This is a genomic window from Viridibacillus sp. NPDC093762 (assembly GCF_050279675.1).
GTDB lineage: Bacteria > Bacillota > Bacilli > Bacillales_A > Planococcaceae > Viridibacillus.
The window spans coordinates 1-19,634 of the sequence record NZ_JBNNUK010000029.1; the positions used below are offsets into that span (position 1 = coordinate 1).

General features: G+C 34.9%; 23 protein-coding genes and 1 pseudogene. 18 read left to right on the forward strand and 6 right to left on the reverse strand.

Annotated features, from left to right (window positions below; genetic code table 11):
* The 6 genes and pseudogenes from ACQKM9_RS20370 to ACQKM9_RS20395 all read left to right on the forward strand — a co-directional run.
* A pseudogene (locus tag ACQKM9_RS20370) lies at window positions 1-475 on the forward strand (MFS transporter); the annotation flags it as partial.
* A gap of 213 nt (window positions 476-688) precedes the next feature.
* The gene (locus ACQKM9_RS20375) at window positions 689-1,204 is read left to right on the forward strand and encodes a DinB family protein (RefSeq protein ID WP_427736260.1); all 516 of its coding nucleotides are present in this window, start codon (window positions 689-691) and stop codon (window positions 1,202-1,204) included.
* A gap of 237 nt (window positions 1,205-1,441) precedes the next feature.
* Complete coding sequence (locus tag ACQKM9_RS20380) at window positions 1,442-1,609, forward strand: DUF3953 domain-containing protein (RefSeq protein WP_427736261.1); 168 nt, start codon at window positions 1,442-1,444, stop codon at window positions 1,607-1,609.
* A 640-nt stretch (window positions 1,610-2,249) separates the two neighbouring features.
* Complete coding sequence (locus ACQKM9_RS20385) at window positions 2,250-2,795, forward strand: histidine phosphatase family protein (protein WP_427736214.1); 546 nt, start codon at window positions 2,250-2,252, stop codon at window positions 2,793-2,795.
* A 227-nt stretch (window positions 2,796-3,022) separates the two neighbouring features.
* The gene (locus ACQKM9_RS20390; protein ID WP_427736216.1) at window positions 3,023-3,616 is read left to right on the forward strand and encodes an ArsR/SmtB family transcription factor; all 594 of its coding nucleotides are present in this window, start codon (window positions 3,023-3,025) and stop codon (window positions 3,614-3,616) included.
* A gap of 23 nt (window positions 3,617-3,639) precedes the next feature.
* The gene (locus ACQKM9_RS20395; RefSeq protein ID WP_427736217.1) at window positions 3,640-4,902 is read left to right on the forward strand and encodes an MFS transporter; all 1,263 of its coding nucleotides are present in this window, start codon (window positions 3,640-3,642) and stop codon (window positions 4,900-4,902) included.
* Between the two features lie 226 nt (window positions 4,903-5,128).
* On the opposite strand, the gene ACQKM9_RS20400 is transcribed toward ACQKM9_RS20395, so the two are convergent.
* Window positions 5,129-6,097, reverse strand: a complete 969-nt coding sequence (locus tag ACQKM9_RS20400; protein ID WP_427736218.1) for a DUF2268 domain-containing protein — start codon at window positions 6,095-6,097, stop codon at window positions 5,129-5,131.
* Between the two features lie 197 nt (window positions 6,098-6,294).
* Between ACQKM9_RS20400 and ACQKM9_RS20405 the strand changes: the two genes are divergently transcribed.
* The 5 genes from ACQKM9_RS20405 to ACQKM9_RS20425 all read left to right on the forward strand — a co-directional run bounded on the left by ACQKM9_RS20405 (window position 6,295) and on the right by ACQKM9_RS20425 (window position 8,458).
* Complete coding sequence (locus ACQKM9_RS20405; protein WP_427736219.1) at window positions 6,295-6,507, forward strand: glycosyl transferase; 213 nt, start codon at window positions 6,295-6,297, stop codon at window positions 6,505-6,507.
* Between the two features lie 186 nt (window positions 6,508-6,693).
* The gene (locus ACQKM9_RS20410; RefSeq protein ID WP_427736220.1) at window positions 6,694-7,044 is read left to right on the forward strand and encodes a PadR family transcriptional regulator; all 351 of its coding nucleotides are present in this window, start codon (window positions 6,694-6,696) and stop codon (window positions 7,042-7,044) included.
* Window positions 7,031-7,780 carry a permease prefix domain 1-containing protein gene (locus ACQKM9_RS20415; RefSeq protein WP_427736221.1) on the forward strand — a complete coding sequence of 250 codons (750 nt, stop codon included), beginning with the start codon at window positions 7,031-7,033 and terminating at the stop codon, window positions 7,778-7,780. The genes ACQKM9_RS20410 and ACQKM9_RS20415 overlap by 14 nt, the downstream gene beginning before the upstream one ends.
* Window positions 7,781-7,922: 142 nt before the next feature.
* Window positions 7,923-8,156 (forward strand): hypothetical protein, encoded by a 234-nt coding sequence (locus ACQKM9_RS20420; protein WP_427736222.1) that lies wholly within the window; start codon window positions 7,923-7,925, stop codon window positions 8,154-8,156.
* Window positions 8,157-8,329: 173 nt separating this feature from the next.
* Window positions 8,330-8,458: a hypothetical protein gene (locus tag ACQKM9_RS20425; protein ID WP_427736223.1), complete on the forward strand. Its 129-nt coding sequence runs from the start codon at window positions 8,330-8,332 to the stop codon at window positions 8,456-8,458.
* A gap of 114 nt (window positions 8,459-8,572) precedes the next feature.
* On the opposite strand, the gene ACQKM9_RS20430 is transcribed toward ACQKM9_RS20425, so the two are convergent.
* The 5 genes from ACQKM9_RS20430 to ACQKM9_RS20450 form a co-directional block, all read right to left on the reverse strand.
* Window positions 8,573-9,997, reverse strand: a complete 1,425-nt coding sequence (locus ACQKM9_RS20430; RefSeq protein WP_427736224.1) for an anion permease — start codon at window positions 9,995-9,997, stop codon at window positions 8,573-8,575.
* A 560-nt stretch (window positions 9,998-10,557) separates the two neighbouring features.
* The gene (locus tag ACQKM9_RS20435) at window positions 10,558-11,445 is read right to left on the reverse strand and encodes a DUF3298 domain-containing protein (protein WP_427736225.1); all 888 of its coding nucleotides are present in this window, start codon (window positions 11,443-11,445) and stop codon (window positions 10,558-10,560) included.
* Entirely contained in the window at window positions 11,438-11,956 is a 519-nt protein-coding gene (locus ACQKM9_RS20440) for a sigma-70 family RNA polymerase sigma factor (RefSeq protein ID WP_427736226.1), read from the reverse strand. The genes ACQKM9_RS20435 and ACQKM9_RS20440 overlap by 8 nt, the downstream gene beginning before the upstream one ends.
* 796 nt (window positions 11,957-12,752) lie before the next feature.
* Window positions 12,753-13,964, reverse strand: coding sequence for a M56 family metallopeptidase (locus tag ACQKM9_RS20445; RefSeq protein WP_427736227.1), 1,212 nt, complete (start codon window positions 13,962-13,964; stop codon window positions 12,753-12,755).
* 11 nt (window positions 13,965-13,975) lie between these two features.
* Window positions 13,976-14,335 carry a BlaI/MecI/CopY family transcriptional regulator gene (locus ACQKM9_RS20450; protein WP_427736228.1) on the reverse strand — a complete coding sequence of 120 codons (360 nt, stop codon included), beginning with the start codon at window positions 14,333-14,335 and terminating at the stop codon, window positions 13,976-13,978.
* 275 nt (window positions 14,336-14,610) lie between these two features.
* Between ACQKM9_RS20450 and ACQKM9_RS20455 the strand changes: the two genes are divergently transcribed.
* The 7 genes from ACQKM9_RS20455 (at window position 14,611) to ACQKM9_RS20485 (ending at window position 19,619) form a co-directional block, all read left to right on the forward strand.
* Window positions 14,611-14,898, forward strand: a complete 288-nt coding sequence (locus ACQKM9_RS20455) for a helix-turn-helix domain-containing protein (RefSeq protein ID WP_427736229.1) — start codon at window positions 14,611-14,613, stop codon at window positions 14,896-14,898.
* A gap of 372 nt (window positions 14,899-15,270) precedes the next feature.
* Window positions 15,271-16,074 (forward strand): substrate-binding domain-containing protein, encoded by an 804-nt coding sequence (locus tag ACQKM9_RS20460; protein WP_427736230.1) that lies wholly within the window; start codon window positions 15,271-15,273, stop codon window positions 16,072-16,074.
* Between the two features lie 38 nt (window positions 16,075-16,112).
* Window positions 16,113-16,598: a COG4315 family predicted lipoprotein gene (locus ACQKM9_RS20465; RefSeq protein ID WP_427736231.1), complete on the forward strand. Its 486-nt coding sequence runs from the start codon at window positions 16,113-16,115 to the stop codon at window positions 16,596-16,598.
* 99 nt (window positions 16,599-16,697) lie between these two features.
* On the forward strand, window positions 16,698-17,243 hold the full coding sequence (locus tag ACQKM9_RS20470; protein WP_427736232.1) for an RNA polymerase sigma factor: 546 nt from the start codon (window positions 16,698-16,700) through the stop codon (window positions 17,241-17,243).
* The gene (locus tag ACQKM9_RS20475) at window positions 17,240-17,962 is read left to right on the forward strand and encodes an anti-sigma factor (protein WP_427736233.1); all 723 of its coding nucleotides are present in this window, start codon (window positions 17,240-17,242) and stop codon (window positions 17,960-17,962) included. The genes ACQKM9_RS20470 and ACQKM9_RS20475 overlap by 4 nt, the downstream gene beginning before the upstream one ends.
* A gap of 572 nt (window positions 17,963-18,534) precedes the next feature.
* A complete protein-coding gene (locus ACQKM9_RS20480) occupies window positions 18,535-18,966 on the forward strand; it encodes an ester cyclase (RefSeq protein WP_427736234.1) in 432 nt (143 codons plus the stop codon).
* Window positions 18,967-19,097: 131 nt separating this feature from the next.
* The gene (locus ACQKM9_RS20485; RefSeq protein WP_427736236.1) at window positions 19,098-19,619 is read left to right on the forward strand and encodes a hypothetical protein; all 522 of its coding nucleotides are present in this window, start codon (window positions 19,098-19,100) and stop codon (window positions 19,617-19,619) included.
* Window positions 19,620-19,634: the final 15 nt, after the last annotated feature.

Consider the following 19,634-nt stretch of genomic DNA (forward strand, 5'->3'; position numbering starts at 1 on the left):
ACTTGGTGGGCAACCATGGCAATACGCAATATTTAAAGGAGCTTTTCCTATCGGTTATGTTTTAGGTACGGTACTTCTTTTAAAACTACCCAAAATTCCAACGGTCATGTACGTTGGATTGCTTGGTGGAGGATTATCGTTCGTTCTTTTATTCTTTGTTCAATCAATTCAATTTGCTTTGTTATGTGAATTAATGGGAGGACTATTATTTCCTCTTTTCAATGCACAAAGTGCTACAATTTTTCAACAAGAAGCTCCTCGGGACCGTTTGACCCAACTAAGTGCTGTTCGTCTCTTTATATTTAGAGTTTCCATGCCTGTGGGAATATTATTTGCTTCTTCTGCTTTTTTCGAAATTAGCACTCGCAGCATGTACCTAATTATCGGTTTACTAATTGTAGTTCCAGCAACGCTCTTTTTAATTAATTCCGTTAATCACTCAAACAAATCTTATATTAGTATAAAGGACAAATAACAGTCAGCTTTTCTATTAAAGGAGCGTTGTTCCAAGGAGATAACGCTCTTTTTGATGAACTTTTTGTACTAACGGGGTGCTTTACTTCAATAAGAAGTAGAGCCTTTTTCTTATTGAACTAACATGGCAGTTTAGTTGAACAAGGAGGTAATACTTTTGCTGTTTTGAACATCTCTTAATATGGGGGATATTTAAAAGATGGAGGTTGTTGTGATTTTGAAACTGTTTCAATATAACTGGCAAGTTCGTAATGATTGGTTTACATGGTGCGAAGACATACCGGATGAAGAACTATTAAAGAAACGGGTCGGTGGGTTCGGCAGTATCCTACATACTCTGTTTCACATTGTAGATGTGGAATATATGTGGATCTTAGGTTTGCGAGGTGAACCAGTACCTGAGGAGCCATTGTTTGAGGATTATACTAGCTTACAAAAAGTGAAAAATCTTTCAGCTCAATACCATGAGAAAGTGAAGCCATTTGTGACGTCTTGGACAAATGAAATGGATTCTCTGAAACTTTCAGAAACGGATTTCAATGAAGAACCGATTAGCTCTAGAGACGCACCAATCAGGCGCCGAGTCATTGAATGTACACACGGAGAGATCATACGTCATGTCATTGTCCACGAAATCCACCATATCGGCCAGTTATCTATATGGGCACGTGAATTAGGAAAGGAGCCTGTTTCCGCAAACCTGAGAGGAAGGGGGCTATTCGAAGATTAGATTATCTTTTCACAAATGGGGACAATCGTGGAATAAGAAAGGACTTTACATATTAGTCATATTTAAAATATGTAATTACTTTTAAAAATTTAGGTCTTGGTAATGTTTATTATCCAGGAGGAAATAGATTAGATAGAGTTGCAGTAACCTTTGAAAAAGATGATTATCTGCTATTAAATAAAAAACTAGAAGAAGGAGATGTATAAATAACTGAAGGGTTTTTCTTTAAAATGATCAATCCTATTATTTGAAAATACGCTTAAAACGTATTTTTTTTTACAAGGGAGACTTGTAACGGGATTAGTAGAACTTCAAAAAGATAGAAAAAGATCTGAAGGATACTTGTTCATTATTATTTCCTTGCTTATATTCTTCGTCTCTATACTGGACTTCTTATTGAATTAACAGGGTGTCTTAGTGGGAAATCTTGGAGCTGTTCAGACAGCTCTTTTTTTATTCAACTAACGGGGCAGGTTAGTTCAACAAGCAGTAAAGAGGACTTTTTTATAAATAAAAAAGTCCTAAAAAAAAGGATCTTTTAATTGGATAAATTAATACTCAGAATTAAGCGTTAATCTGGCGAAGAATATCATGTACATCAACGTGAGATCTTTTCTCAATTATTTTGCCGTCAGATGATAAAGTTGATTGTGTAACATCTTTATGTTACTTTAAGTACAATTTTAAAAAAATCATTCAAGTGAATGGGTAAATTACTTTTCAAATATAATTCCAAAATGGTATTGGGGAAGCTTCACTTGATTGAGTATTTTTAATACTAAATTTTCACCACCATTTAATAATAGGTTTTGATTTTGAGCCAATGTCCAAAGATGGACCTCTTTATTGTAGTAACAGGTGTCATAGGTGGAACACTAATGACACTCATTTAAATTATTTCATACGAAAATTATCTATTCTTAAATCTTAAAAACAAACGGAAAAGGTTTTATTATTTCCGTTTGTTTTTCATTTGTAAATAATCCAAGTAGTACAACATACATTAGCAGTAAACTAAGTTGTTTAAATGGAAGGAGAAGATTGCTTGAATAGATCATTACTGGATTCCCTTAGAAAAGGAGGATTCATATTCTATGCAAGGCATGGGGAAGCAACCGTTGGAAGAGATCTACCAAATATAAATTTTCAAAACTGCTTAACCCAAAGAAACCTTTCTGAAAAGGGACGTAGGCAGGCTATTTACTATGGAGAAATTCTCCGATTTTTACGAATACCGATTAAATACCCTGTAGCTGCAAGTCCTTTTTGTAGGACCATTGAAACAGCACAGTTAGCATTTGGGAGTGGGAATGTTCAAGTTGATCCCTTTTGGGTTGAAATATATAGTTTGAGTGATAATTTACTTTGTGGGGACAGACAAAGAATACTGAATGGTCTTCAGTCAGTGCTAGAATCAAAGCCAGAAGAGGGAAGAAATACTATAATAATTGCTCATAGTTTTCCAGAAGGAATAAGTTTAGGTCAAATACCAAATTTGGGGACAGTTATTGTAAAACCAAGAGGGATAGGAAGCGGTTATGAAGTAGTTAGTCAATTATCTTTATCAGATTTAAGTAATTTAGGGAGTTAGATATATCTGTTCAAACTTGATTATCACTCTTTTAAAAAAAGTATGTGAATCATTACACTTAAACTAACGGGGCAGTTTAGTTGAAGAGAGCAAAATTAAACTTTTTATAGAAATTATAAACTTGAAAATAATCCATTTTGTTCCTGTAATGGATTATTTTCATTTACATTTTTATGTTTTTGAACTATAGTTAATAAAAATTAACCGGTTAAAAAGGAGAATGAGTTGTGCACCAAAAATCCATATTCATTATTGAAAGTTATGAACAGTTAAAGGTTATTAGTGATCCTTTACGTACTAAAATGTTAATTTTTTTGGTCGAACAGCCCCATACAGGCCAAATGCTTGCTCAAGAGCTTAACTTATCTAGAGCAAAAATTCTTTACCATCTTCGTGAACTGGAGAAACACAAAATCATTCAGCTCGTAAGAAAAGAAGAGCGAGGAGGAAATATTTTAAAGTTTTACCAAGCTGTAGCTAGGGGGTTCATTCCGGCGAATCATTTATTAAATTATGTGGAATCAAAAGACGCTACTAGACAATCATACTTAGAAGTGATTGATCGTGCTAAAACAAGAGTGTTAACAGCTCCTGATAATTCCTTTGAATTAAATTCATCAAATGTAGAAGAATGGCCAAAACTCTCTATCCAAAAAGAATTGAAAGTAAGTAAAGAAAAATTTCTGGAATTTACGCGTAAGTATAGAGAGCTCTTAGAAAAACTTGAAGAAAAAGATACTGATATAGATATAGAGCAGCAAAATTACTATTTAATGACCACTGCTTTTCAAATCGAAGAGCCTCTTTTTAAAAACAAGTAATGATTTTGAGGGAGGGAATTCTATTGAGTAGAGATTTGAGTAGAGACCAAGCGTTAATAGAAACGAAGAATGACGTTGTTTCTTCAAGTTTGTTGAAAAATCGGGCATTTGTTTTTTTATGGCTATCGAGTACAACATCTTTTTTAGCTTTATCTACTTATTTGTTTGCTGAGCAATGGTATATCATCACAGTTCTAAATAAAGAAAGTGCTCTAGGGATTGTAATGATGGTGACTATGATTCCACGTGTAATCTTTATGACTATCGGCGGGGTGTGGGCTGACCGTTATAAAAGGTCTCAAATCATGCTTGTTTCAAGCCTAGTAAGATGTATATTGGTTGTGGTTATGATCTTTTTTCTTAAAATGAGTATTCTGGAATTATGGCCGCTAATTTGCTTCGCATTATTGTTTGGTGTTCTAGATGCATTCTTTTCTCCAGCTAACACATCACTACTTCCAGCCCTAGTTACAAAGGATGTACTTACACGATCAAATTCATTTATACAGAGTTCAAATCAAATTGCTATGTTTTCTGGACCAATGATTGGTGGCTGGGTGCTTACTGTTGGATCTTTTACTCTTTTGTTTTCAATCATCGCTATCTTTTTAACTATGACTTTCATTTTCTCGTTTTTAATAAAAGAAAATGTAAATACAATTCCACAAAAAAAGGGTTCGACAAAAGAAAAATTAAGAGAAGGATTAACCTATGTTTGGAAGATGCCTTTTCTAAAAAATATGCTCTTTATTCTAGTTATTATAAACTTTTTCTTTTTTGGTCCTCTACTTATGGGCATACCTCTCATAGTGGATAAAGTGATTCATGGAGTGGCTTTAGATTTAAGCTTCTTACAGAGTTCTTACCAAGGAGGGATGCTCGTTGGGGCAATAATTGTCGGGATACTTAACTTAAGAAAGAAAAGAGGATTGATCATCTTAGTAATGATAACTTTCCTTGGAATTCTCCTGTCCCTACTTGGTCAAATCGGATTCCTTTGGCAAGGCATTGTCTTACTTTCAATGATGGGTGTACTTTCATCCATTATTAATGTTTCACTCATCTCAACTATTCAAGAGCAAAGTGATGAAGAAAAAATGGGAAGAGTGATGAGCCTTATTAATGCCTCATCTAATGGACTTGTTCCTCTCTCCTACGCTTTTGTTTCATTGGCTCTTGTCTTGAACCTAACAATCTCAAACATAATGCTTTTATGTGGAATCTTAATCGTGGTCATTTCAGTAATATTTACACTGTATTCAAAAGTAATAAAAGAAGTTAATTGATTTTTTGAAGACATAAGTAAAGGACCAATTAACAAATAGAAGACAGTTAGTTGGTTCGGGAAATAGTTCAACTATCGAGGGTGTAGCTTTTTCTTATTCAACTAACGGGTGCTTTAGTAAACAAGTGGCTACCTTTAAGGGTAACTTATTCTTATTGAACTAACGGGGCAGGTTAGTTCAATATAATAAAAAGAAGGCTCGGAATAATTTCTCCGAACCTTCTTTATTAATTTAATATTTCATTATAATCACTATTACGCAATAGGTCTTTCGAAAGGAGTCCTGTCCATTTTGGTACTGGAACTTCTGGATTATTCTTTATATAGTTTTGAGTTATTTCATATCCAATTTTATAATTTGACCATAAAGGAATGCCCTTTGTAGAATCTCCATTAAATAATTGATTATAGTCGTTTATCGATGTTGAATCTATTTTATTTTTTACTTCAATCAAAACTTTTTCAAAAGTTTCATTTGGCAATGGTTCAGTCCAAGGTGCTTTAATGTTAGGATAAACGATCTCAGCAAAAGAGTCAGCTTTTCCTTCGGATATTGTACTATCGAACAACGAATAAAAAGCCTGATCAGCATTTAAAAGTATATTAACAGTATGATGATATTCGTGTGCTACGGTGTACCTAAGCATTTCCTCCGTATAAGTTGAATCAATTAGTAGGAATATCGTATTGGAGGAAAAAGTATTTCCAGCAACACCTTGCATTTTATCAACAGCAAACTGATCCTCTTTTCGAATGGGGAGGATAAAAATATTAATATCGTCCCCAGGTAAGAGTTCAGCAGACTTAATTAAAGCATCTTTTATGCACTCATTGATTTTATCCTGATTTTTTAGTAAAAAATTTGTGTTTTCTTCAATTCGTTCTAAATCGTTAGTAGGTAAAAAAGGATAATCTAATAAGAAGTTTATAGAAGACTTTTCCTTAATAGATGACAACACTTTCTCAGAATAGACGTTTTTGTTACTTTCTTTAGGGTTCTCTTTTGAATATTTTGCATACTCAAGATATTCCCCGTAAAATGGAATGATTTTGAATGTTTTCCCCTCATGAGAAAAACTAACTTCTTTTTGTGTTAAATTTTCTTTATTAGGAATCTGAATATCTTGAGCGTTCTCACTTGTACACCCAATAAGAAATAATGAAGTTAGAATAACCAAACTTATAAAGCGTTTCACTCAATTGCTCCTTTCTAAAAATATTATCTTCGATTTATTCTACTGATATATGGAAAGAGAAGTTTCAATTTTTTGATTTTTAGTTCCCCACTTATTGAACTATAGAAGGCGTTTCATTAAGAAGGAGAAATGCCTTTTCTTATTGAAGTAAAGGGGCAGGTTAGTTTAATAAGTTACTATAAAAGGGGGAATAGTTTGTGAAGAATCAAGTGTGGCATTTCATATTGGGGCTAATCGTAATAATTTTAAGCACACCTTTAGGATATTTCTCAATTAAAGTAGTGTATTCTAATGAAAACTTAACTGGAGAATATGTTCCTATATTAAATGGATTCATACATTCATTTATGTTAGTGGGTACTTTAATATTTAGTGTTGGATTATTAAATATCTTGAGAGATAAATATTAGTTTGTGAAGAATCATACTTAAACTAACGGGTGATTTACTTGAAGATCATTGAGTTGCATATGCAGCTCTTTTTTCTTTATTGAACAAACGGGGCAGGATAGTTGAATCATGGGACATGTATTATTAAAATTAATACCTTGCATTATAGGGTAATATAAATTATATTTGTACCAGGAGGTGGAAATAATGGAAGTTAATAAAGAAGTTTTAAAAGGACATATTGATACGTTAATTCTCTCACTTTTACATAGTAAGGATATGTACGGATATGAACTAGCAAAATTAGTTCGAGAACAGAGTAATAATCAGTTTGAACTTAAAGAAGGGACTCTTTATCTGTCATTAAAGCGTTTGGAGAAAAAAAAATGGATTTCTTCTTACTGGGGAGATGAACAAGGTCCTGGAGGTAGGAGGAAATATTATAAACTTACACCATTAGGGGTAAAAGGATTTGAGGAAAAATGTAAGGAATGGAAGTTTGTTAAAAACATTATTGATTCGTTTTTAGAAAGGACGGGAAAAAATGAAACAAATTGATGAATTTGTGAATTCGATATATGCGAATATTAGTGGAAAAGAAGCAAAGGAAATGAAAGAAGAAATGAGAACGCATTTAGTAGAAGCTGTTGAAGAATTAAAAACAGAAGGAAAAAGCGAACAAGAAGCAATTTCTATTGCTATCAATAGGTTCGGTGATGAAAAACAAATCACAAAAGGGTTAATCAGTATATTTAAAGCACAAAACAAGATAGTTAAAAATCTATTTCGTGTAACTCTTATTTCTTTAATTATTAGTTTAGGGAGTTTCATAGGTCTATTTGTAAGAGACCAAGTAGCTATAAATGTACAATTAAATGTACAGGATACTCTTAACTCTGTAATTAGTAATTCAGGAGATAAAAAATTTACAGAAGCTGAGAAAAATCAAATTATTTCAGACCTTAAAGAAGTTACTAATGATAAATTAGAGTATTTTTTCTTATACAAAAAGCCAGGTGATATTCCAGAGTCTATTGATAGAACAGAATTTCCTCAAGTTTATAGCGAAATGGATGAAGTAATTAAATACGGAATTTCACACAAGAATATGTATTTCTCGAATCAAAATAAAAAATGGTACGCTGAGGTTGGATATAATGGTTCACAACCATCAGGGACGCTTTATACTATTCCATATAGTTTTTTTATTATCTCTGCTATTCTTGGTTTTGTAGTTTTTATATTAAAACAAAATTCACAGCGTAAAATGCTAAATATTTTTTTAAAAGATTAATCTACTATTAAAGAAGACGATTGTTCAATAGAGCAGTCGCTTTTTTAATAGCGGAGCAGGTTTATGAAAGCTGGCAACTTTAATTAATTTCATTAGAAACACCGTAATTGATTATTGATATTGAAATGAAAAGTTATTTACGATGTATGAGGAATTACTTGAAGATTTAAGTATGGGAAGAGAGATTCATTTTATTTATAAAGATGAATCATTTTATATCGGTTGTGGAACGGGGCAATTCATGTTTTGGAAATTCAATGATTTTGCCAGTGAAATCATAGGAAAAGATGTTGAAGATTTACTTCAAAAAGTTAAGCTTGATGGGAAACTACTTAAGGAAGGTGGGGCCTTAATTAAGATTGATACTATTTACTAGTCGCAATGAATAATTAGTTGTTGAACTAACGGGGTGCTTTAGTGCAGTGGAGATTCCGAAATAATCAAAATTTATTACAAAGCTACATGAAAAAGTTTGATAATAAACATCCTCTTCGGAAAAATATCTATAAGAGGTTGTTTTTTTGTTTTTTCTGAGAAAAAGGTAGGGTTATGAAGAAACTGGGTTTTAGAGATTATTATTATTTAGATGCAGATTACGTGGATAACATATTAGGGTATATTGAGGATTTTATAGAAGTGGGAATATCTAGATTAGAAAGAGAAGAAACAACTAAATAAGGGAAAGCCAATGCTATGGGATTTGGCGAGGAAGAGACTCTAAAAGAGTAAAAGAAATTAATAGAGCACGGCTAAAAGACTAGTTGTCCTTGTGTAGCCGTGCTCAATCCTATCTTACCAATATCCAAGTAGCTTCCACCATAAGCCACCGATTATAACAAAAATGGAAATCGTAACGATAGAGACAATAAAGCCTACCGTCCACCATTTATTTTGTTCAATATAACCTGCCCCAAAGAATACAGGAGCAGGACCAGAACCGTAATGAGTTGTAGCACCAAATAAATTACTGAATGCTGCTAATAGGATCACCGCAAGCATAGCTGGTGCTCCCGCTTGAAGCATAACAGATAGAAATGCAGCATACATGGCACTAATATGCGCTGTAGAACTTGCAAAGAAATAGTGTGAATAGAAATAGACAAGTGCTAATATCAATACCGCAAACATCCAGTTATAGCCAGACACAAACGAACTAACCTCTTTACTAAACCATGGAATCAGTCCAAGCGTGTTCATATAAGAGGCCATCATAAAGAGCGTCGCAAACCAAACAAGCGTATCCCAGGCTCCTTGTTCATTTTTAATATCTGACCATGTTAGTACTTCTAATAATAAAAGTAAGGAAAGCCCTATTAAAGCAGCTGTTGTGGCACCAATGCCTAAAGAATCCCCACCAATCCAAAGTCCTAAAATAACAATAAACACTGCAATCATGCGTTTCTCGGAGCTTTTTAATGGCCCAAACTCATCTAATTTCTCTTTTGCAATTTGACTTGCTTCTGGAGTTTGTTTAATCTCTGGAGGAAAAATATTATAGATAATAAATGGAACAACAATCAATGCTACTAATCCTGGAACAATCATAGCAGTTGCCCACCCAAACCACGTTATTGTCACACCAGCGGTATCGCTCGCTAGCTTAACAATTAAAGGATTAGCTGCCATTGCTGTCATAAACATAGCAGATGTAATCAAGTTCCCTTGAAATCCTACCGTCAAAAGAAAGGCTCCCATTTTACGTTCAGTACCATCTTCTGGTTTAGAACCAAATGTACGTGATAAGGATTGTATAATAGGAAAAATCACACCACCTGCACGTGCCGTATTACTCGGAATAGCAGGCGCCAAAATTAAATCACTTAACAATAAAGAATACGACAAGCTTAACGTTTTCTTTCCAAAAAGCCTAACAAATACATAAGCTATACGCTCACCTAACCCCGTCTTAATAAATCCACGCGAAATAAAGAACGCAATAACGATAAGCCAAATCGTCGAATTACCAAACCCACTTAGCGTTTCTTCAATTGTTAGCGTATTAGTCACCGCAATTACTGCCATAGCAATAATTGAAATAGCTCCCATAGGTAATGGTTTTGAAATAAAACCGACAATTGTCGCAACAAAAACAGCAAACAAATGCCATGCATTTTCTGCTACTCCAGCAGGTGTCGGTATAAACCAAATAATCATACCAATTGCAATGGTAATGAAGAAAGGAATCCATTTTATATTACTTCCTGATGTTTCTTTCATGCCAACAAACTCCTTTCATGTCTATCTTCTATAACAAGAACGTCCTCTGTCGAACATTTCCCCATAATTGGTTACTTACATTGAGTATAACCAATCTAAATTATTTACTATGCACCCCATTAAATTGATAACTAAAACATTATAACTAGTTTGTGTCTAAATTAAAACAATTTTTTTATCTTTTATGTATTTTTTTTGGATTTCACTAAAACTCGAAGTTAGAAATTCTCCATTGGAATATGAAATAGACTTAATTTAAGAGTGAAGGGAAATAGATTGGCTGCAGAAGAGGGAGCCCCCACACATTCGGGGTTCGGTTCTAATAATTTTAATCAAACTTTATTCAAATTTACTCCATCTTTTTAAACAACTTTATTTGTTAGCTACAGCTATTTGTGATGAATACCGGAAATGTGCGCTTATTTTTCTGTTTCGGGCTTATGACAGACTCCTCTTAAAAGAAGAATCAAAGAAGTATTTCATACATAAAAAAGCGAGGTATTTGACAATTTAATCGCCAAATACCTCGTATTTTGGAACTATACTTTTTAGCAAAATGATTAATGAATGTATTTAGAACTTACAAGATCATTTTTTAGGACATCGGTTGGGATTTCGAATTCTACTATACCCATATAGCCTTGTGCTACTTCGTATTTATCGAAGGAAATAACAAGTTTACCTTTATCTGAAATATAGAATTGTTGATCAGCTTTAATAGTTGTAAATTCATCTATAACTTCTTCATCTGGGTGACCTCCTCCTTTTACCCAGTACGTTTTATCTGGGTCGGATGCAGCTTGTTCACGCATTTGTTCTATAATGTTTTCACTAATCGTTTTAATATAACTATCGTCTTTAAATAGCATCGGTAGTGTAATTAAAATTTCATTTTGTTTATCAATTGTATCGTATTGCATAGTTGTAGAAGACGATCCTACGGTATTGACAGTATAACGGCCGATTGATAAGATTTGGTCATTTTCAGTTTTGATTTCATAACCACTATCTATCCCTGCGTGGCCACCTCCTTGTCCCTTTACATAATCAACCTCAGAAATAAAGGCATCATAAAGCTCCTTACCTTCTGAACGGTATTTTTCATTTAAAGTATTTGCAAGATCTTTATTTTCTAAGTTTTCGATAGATGGTACTTTAATGTTAGCGTCATAAGTGTCTTCTTTTACTTCATATTCAGTCCATGTTAAAACGTTTACGATGCTACCAACAACAGGAATTTTTGAGAGTGTTTGTGCCATTGCAGGACTGACATTTAAACTAGCTGTAAAAAGCATTGCCGCCGCTGCAGATCCAAGTAACCATAGAGGTGCTCGGTTTTTTCTCTTCTTTTTGCCTTGCTTCAGAGCGTGTTCAACCATAAAATCAAGCTCTTTTGGAATGGGTACCTCATTATATTGCTTTTCTAGTTCTTCTAATTTTTCATCCATGTGCTGTATCTCCCTTCACATCTTGCAATTGAATTTTTAAGAGTTTTAACGCTTTATAAAGGCGAGTTTTTGCTGTACTCAACTTAATGTTAAGGATATTGGCTACATCAGCGAGCTTTAAATCTTCAAAATAGTGTAAAATGACAACTTCACGATACACTTGAGGTAACTCGTCTAACGCATGCTCTAAATCAACGTTTTCGTAGACATCCTCTTGTGCAGGTGTTAAATATTGCAATGTATCATCGTCTGTCACATGTAAGCGTTTATGCTTACGTAAAAAATCAATGGCTGTACGTACGACGATTTTATAAAACCAGCTTTTCATATAATCGACATTTTCTAGTCGATCAAGAGAAAGCATTGCTTTTTGAATACTATCTTGTACAACGTCAAGTGCGTCTTGTTCATTTTTCGTATAGTTATACGCGAGCAAATAAAATCGTTCTTTCTGTTCACGAATAAACTGGACAAATATCTCTTCATGTTGAAATGCATTTCTTGTTTTCATGTCCAAAGAAGCTCCTTTTTAACATTTTCAAATTGTATACAACTACTAGACGTGTGAAAGTGAGAAAAAGTTGATAGAAAAAAAACTTACCCCAATTTGAGATAAGTTTTATCATTTCAAAGTAGTGACATACCAAAACAAAGTAAACCGGTATTCAAACAACGTATATAAATAATCAGCACCCCTTGGTACGATGACGTATCAATTAAAGGAGGTCATACGATGGTACTAAAAATTTCAAAAATGTATGAAGTGTAATAAAGAAATGAAGGACGTTGAAGAAGCAATTGTCCAAATTCTGCAATTCCTTTTGTTCTACTGTATTCTACAGTTACCTATAGCATTAGACTGTAACAGGAGCGAGTTTCTACCATGGGGTATTAGTTCCGAAACCATAAAAAGAGTCTTATTGAACTAACGGGGTACTTTAGTGGAATAAGGAGATTTAAAATAATCAATCTTTTTTATAAAAACAGTTCTTATAAATGTAAGAAAGCAATCGTTTTGATCAATCTTTATTCAAAACGATTGCTTTTATATACAGAAAATCAAAAATTTAGAGTGATTTATAATCAAACTTTATTCTAAACCAACACTAAGACCTAGTTGATCGAGAAGAGCTTGGAAAACACAGCGCCTATCTCCATCTTTAAAACATTCTTTTCATTTGACTTGGTAGCCGCGCTATTGGCAAGACCAATAGAGTGGAAGGCATTTGAGTTTTATTAAGAAAAAATGATGAAGTAAATGAAAAAACTAGTCCCGAATTTCAGGACTAGTCTTTGGAGTAATTTATTTATTTTCCATTTGTTGCGATTACACGTGGTTCCGTTGTACTATTTGATCCATTAGTAACAATAACTGGATTTCGTTCTTTGCCTTTATTTGTTGCGATTACACGTGGTTCCGTCGTACTATTTGATCCATTAGTAACAATAACTGGATTTCGTTCTTTGCCTTTATTTATTGCGATTACATGTGGTTCCGTCGTACTATTTGATGCATCAGTAACAATAACTGGATTTCGTTCTTTGTCTTCTTTCAGCGTTGGTGACTCTTGGCCAGTTGCCGCAAAGACGGTCATCCCTCCAATGACTAAAGTACATGCTAATGCTGTTCCTAAAACCGATTTTTTCTTTAAGGTCATAATGGACACGATCCTTTCTTCAATCCCGTATTTACTAAAATGATTACAAAGCGACGTAACCGTATAGGTTTCATCTGCCATATTGATGAGAGATAGTGCATATGCTGACTTTGCCTTATCTCCAAACTGTCTAATAACCCTTTCGTCGCAAGACAATTCAATGTCTCTGTTTACTAAAAAATACATAAGCCAAACTAATGGATTAAACCAATGCAAAGCTACCATAATTATTAAAATTACTTTCCACAAAACGTCAAAGCGTTTTATATGAATTAATTCATGCGTGAGAATAAACTGAATACTTGCAGTGTCTTCCCAATTTGTTGATTTCGGCAATAAGATGACTGGTTTAAAGATTCCATATGTTAACGGGGTTGTAATTCTATCAGATACTGCAATTTGAATCGTTCTTTTTAACTTATGATCGTTTAGCCATTGATCGAGATACTCATTATTCTTCACTGGGATGGCTGTTTGAAATTCTTTATAAAATCTAACATAGGCCAATATAAAGAATAGCAAAACCCCTATACCCCCACATACCCAAAGGTACTGAACGAAATCGCTTGTCATCACAAGCAAAAGCTGATGAGAGAACGTGTTTGATGTTTGTGCGATTTCGATTGTATTGAGTAAATTTTCTGAATCATTTAAGCGAGTGGGTGTAAAAAATAAGTTTTTCAACATAGGCTGTATGCTCAATTTTGAATAAAAAGAGTAGGGGATGAGTAGTTTAAATGCAACGATTCCCCAAAGAATTAAAAATGTTTGCTTTGGCACTTTATTTCTCACTAACCTCCTCATCAATAGCACAATGATGAGGAGGAGAGATGCGTCTACACTCATGTTGAGAATACTCATATCATAATTCCTCACTCAAGATCTTTAACAATTTGCTTTAATTTATCAATCTCACTCGCAGACATTTTTTTCTTGTCTAGTAAGGATGCGAATAGTAAAGATTTAGAACCATTAAATACTTTATCAATCAATTCCGTCGTTTCTTGTTCTTGTATCTGTTCTTTTCTGATGATTGGATGACACATAAAGTTAGGTTCAATTCTTTCAATGGCCTCTTTTTTTATACATTTTTTTATAACTGTATAGGTGGTGTTTTTATTCCAACCTATTCGTTCATTTAACATTTGTGTGAGCTGTTTAGCTGTTAAATCGCCTTCTTCCCATAAAATATTCATGACTTGTAATTCCGAATCAAACAATTTCACTTGCATACGCGCATGCTCCTTTTCTTAATCAGACTATTGTAATAGTCTGTCATACACACTAATACTACTGCGGTAGTCTGTAGTTGTCAAGACTATTGAGATAGTCTGCTGGAGAGAATCCATTTTAAGGGCATTATTAAATTATTGACCGTATCCCTGAAACAATCGGCATTTATGTTTCTACTTATAAAGTAAGTGATCTTGAAGGGCTTGCACTCGGTCATTCTACAGGTAAACCTTCGAAATTATCCAAGGACCAAAAGGCAATTCTCTTAGAAACTGTGTTCACTCTATTCCCAGCTGATGTAGGGTTTACAGCCAGATACAACTGGATACTTGCGCTTATTGTTGACTTTGTTGAAGAAAAATGGGGGATTTCTTACTCTTTGCGTGGAATGTCCCGCATCTTAGAGCAGCTAGGTCTTAGCTATACACGTCCAACCTATACACTGGAAAAGGCAGATCCCGAAAAACAGAAAGTGTTTGTTGAAGAAACATTTCCCGCACTAAAAAAACTTGTAGACGAAGAAATTGCCTTTGCTTTGAACAGTGGAAAAAACATCTTTTAGAAAGAATTTTAATTTATATGAAATAATAAATAGGTTTGGTTCATTTTTAGTAGAACCGAGCCTAATCTGTTTTAACTACTTTGATTTTTATTGAACTGCCCTGACCTGTTAGCCATCCAGAGGCAGTATCATATCCTGTAAGTGCCACGATGATTAGTGCGTATATTAAAAAAGCTTGTTAAAAAAAATGGTACTTCCTTAACAAGCTTGGTACCTGAGAAGGTCCACCTTTATTTATTCTTCACCAGACTAATTTCTAATAGATTTATGGAACTTTCAAACTAATTTGAAATTATAATCAAACCGTTTGCAGTTTCCCTTCGTTTCCTTTGATAGAACCGTTAAAAAACATGTAAAAATGGAGGAAGAATCATGAAGAAGACCGTTTTTCTATCAGCTTTACTGCTCTTTGTCATTACGGCTACCGGATTGTCAGCCAATGCAAAAATGGACCGTAAGCCGGCGTCCCCAGCGACACCAAATTCCAGCCAAAGTAATCATGTCATTCGGGTGTACGGACCAGGCGGACCACTTGAACCGATCAAGGAAGCGGCTGAACATTTTTCAGTTAAAACGGGAGTCAAGGTAGAAGTTACAGCCGGACCAGAGGGCAATTGGATCAGCCAGGCAAAGCAAGATGCAGATATTATTTTCGGTGGCTCCGAATATATGCTGCAGGACTTCATCTTTAACCATCCCGAAATGATCGACACTAAATCACGAACGGAGCTTTACCCACGTGCCGCAGGAATATTGGTGAGGAAGGGAAATCCTAAGAAGATTGAAAGCCTGGAGGAATTAACGAAAAATGGAGTCAAAATACTCGATGTGAATGGGGCTGGCCAGCTCGGCCTGTGGGAAGATATGGCAGGCAGAAAAGGGCTAATCGAAGGTATTTCTCAAAATATTAACCTTTCTGTAAAGTCAAGTGCTGAAGCCATTGAACGTTGGAAGTCGAATTCCAGCCTAGACGCCTGGATTACCTATGAATCATGGCATTACCGGCTCCGGGATGTGACCGACCTGGTCGAACTTCCCGAAGAAGAAAAGCTCTATCGTGGAACGCCGATCGTCCTGACGAAAATCACCGATCAGAAAAAAGAGGCACAGCAATTTATTGAGTATTTAAAAACGGAAGAAGGTCATCAAATCTTTCAAAAATGGGGCTGGAAGTAAGGATAATCTTTAAATATAAAAAACTAGGAGGAACATACATGAAAAAAGGAATGTTTACCCTCGCAATACTATCGATTATTTTTGTTATGGCTGCCTGTGGAAAAAGCACTGAGGAAAAAACAGAGACGGATCAACCCGGTCAAGCCCAAACGGAACAAACTAAATCGGAACAAGCCCCGGCTGACAGCCTTCAGCTTTTGAAGAATGACAAAGATGGAGAATACCTAGCAGATTCACAGGGAAAAACGCTGTATTACTTTAAGAAGGACGAAATAGGAAAAAGCAATTGTAGCGGAGACTGCCTGGCAACCTGGCCGGCATTTACTCAGGGAGATTTCGCCGTCCCAGAAGGTTTTGACAAAAAGGATTTCGGTACATTCACAAGAGCAGACAACGGTAAGAAGCAGGTCACGTACAAAGGCTTTCCTCTTTATTATTTTGCGAAAGATCAGCAAAAAGGGGATGTAAACGGACAAGGAATAAAAGATGTATGGTTTATCGTAAATAGTAAAACAGAATTTTAATAAGCCTGTCCAGGGAACGATCAGTCGCGGTCGTTCCCATCCATACTTTTACAATAGTATAATGGCAATATATTTTTATCCAATAGCAGGGAGTGCCACATGAAAGAAAATTACGATGCGGAATTAATGATATTGGTAAACGAAAAACAGGGTCATGCATTAGAGGAGCTTTATGATCGATATATAAAGCTTGTTTACGGCTTCGTTATGAAGTTTTGTAATGGGAATGAGGATAAGACGAAAGAGATTATTCAGTTGGTCTTTTTGAGGCTATGGACAACAAACAGCCATTACGATCCGGCTCAAGGCAGCTTTGTAAATTGGCTCCTCACGATTACTCGCAATATTTGCATTGACTACCACCGCAAAGAGAAGAGGCATACGCAACACTATCAAGAGGAACATGAAGAGATCGCCGACCTTGCCAATGCAATCGAGCAACGAGTAAATACGAATAATATTGAGATAGCGAAAAACAAATTGCCGACGGCGCAAAGAAAATTAATCGATTTGCTTTATTGGAAAGGGTATTCTCTTTCAGAGATCGCCAAGCTTGAACAAGAGCCGCTCGGCACGATTAAAAGCAGATTGCACCAAGCACTTAAAGGTTTGAGGAAGCATCTGGAATTGGAGGATATAAAATGAGAAGGGATTGTGATGATTTAATTCCATATATAGCAAATGAGCTCAAGGAGAGCGAACGCATGACCTTTGATGAACATTTAAAGAATTGTACGCTGTGTAAGAAAGAATATCAGGAATTGTCCCAGGCCTGGCATGCTTTGCCGTTTGATTATACCGAAATCGAGGTTCCTGAATCGCTAAAAGGCGAGGTGTTGGAGTATGTTTTTGATCACAAAACGAAAAGCGGTATGGAAACATTTATGTCTAAGATGAGCAAGCTTGCCATGATGCTCAAAAGCCATTTCACTCCAGTTTCAACCAGTATCGTGACCGTCTTGTTGATCGTGATTATTGGCCTTGGAATAGCGAATGTACAGGAAAAAAATCGCCATGCCGAAAATATACCCATTGAGATTTTAACGGCCATTCCCTTAAAAGCAGTCAATCAAAGCCACTCGGGAACAAACGGCATCGCATATATTGTCCAGCAGGGATCAGAGAAAAATTTGGTGGTGCAGGTTCACAAATTACCTGGCGTCGAAGGTTCACAGGTTTACCAGGTTTGGTTGCTGAAAAACGGCACGAGGGAAAATAGCGGCATATTCAAGCCGGACGAAAACGGATCCGGAATACTGACCTACCAGCTCGCCGAAGGGCAGACTTTTGATCAAATCGGCATCACCGTCGAACCGGACGCCAATAGCAGCCAGCCAAGGGGAGAAAAAATAGCCGGATCATAGATGGTAACAGAAAGGGACAGATACATTTTAAATATCTGGCTATCCTTATATTTCGAACGGGTGCAAGTGTTCAAGAAACTTACCCAAAAATGATCAAACTTTTTATGAAATTCCATCTTTATTCTGAACTGTAGAATCCATTTTGATCGATCTTTTTTCAAAATGGATTCTTTGAATTTGCCGCAATAAAGCAGGTTCATGCGTTTTTTGATCAAACTTTATTCTATCCCCTTTTAAAATATTGGATTACCTTTTTTGTATGGAGGTTTTTAACAAAGTTAATAACCAACATAGTATTCTAGGTAAAATGGTCAAGCAAATTTTAGAAGAATTTAATCACGTTGAAAGAAGTACGATTGCTTCCAAAGAAATTTCTGAAAATGTTTTAAAAGTAGGAAATGTTTCACTGAAATATTGTGAATGAAATCACTTAAACAAAAGGGTGCAAGAGTTGAAAATCCAGATGCCGAAGTCAAAGGCAGCTTTTCTTATTGGGCTAACGGAGCAGTATAGTTTAATAAAATCGACTATGATATGATTAGCATAAGGCTGATTCATAAGGGGGCTTTTTAATGAAACCAGAACAAATTGTTAGAGTATTTTTTGAAAAAGTACGTTCAGGTAATGATCCTGATTACTCAAATCAATTAATGGCAGAACAAGTACTGGCACATCAAATTGTATCTGAAGAAGAACAAATAGTGTTGAGGACACCTAAAGATTATGCTGAACACGTAAGAGAAATGATTGAAGCATATGGTAATTTTTCAATAGAAATTCAAGAATTATTAGTAGACGGAAATAAAGTATATGTACGTTGGAAACAAACAGGTACACACGTAGGAGAAATCGATGGATACAAACCGACAGGGCTTCCAGTAATACAAATAGCAAGTGCGGTGTATAGAATAGAAAATGAAAAAATTTCAGAGTATTGGATTCAAATTGATAGGTCAGGAATTCAAAAACAATTAGAGTGCAATAAAAATATCAAAGGTAGTTAATTAATGTTCAATGTACTAGAAAAAATAAAAGTGATACGCAAGATTTGTTTTTAAACTAACGGGTGCTTTAGTAGAAGATCTTTGAGCTGTTTAGACAGCTCTTTTTTTATTCAACTAAAGGGGCAGTTTAGTTGAAGAGAAATAATTGTATAGGAAGTGAAAATTTGAAGAAGAAACTTTGGGTTACTGTTCTAATTTTAGCATTAACTCTTATTGGTGTTTTTTCCTTTGTGCTACTTAAACCACCTTTGGAAATAAGTACTCTTGGTACATCTGTTGGTAATAAATCAGTTGTTATTGGAATTGGTAATAAAGGCTTTCGTGAAGTGAAAATATTAGAAGTATCAGTAAATAATAATGAAAAGCCATCAAAAACAAAAGTACAAGTTAGTAATGCTTTACAAGGTTTCATCATAACGGATGATTATAATAATAATGAGTCAGAAAAATATGGTTTTAAGAATATAGAGGAGGTATCAATAAAGGCAGACACATCTCCTGCCGCTACCTATAAAAAATTAGATGATGGCACTGCTTCGAAAAAGGATGAAATCTATGGGATTAGTGTTTTTCATAGTGAAGCAATCAATCAGGTTAAAATAAAGTATAGCTATTTTGGCATTTCATTTAATAAAACTGTGTTGTTTAACTAATGGAGCAGGTTAGTT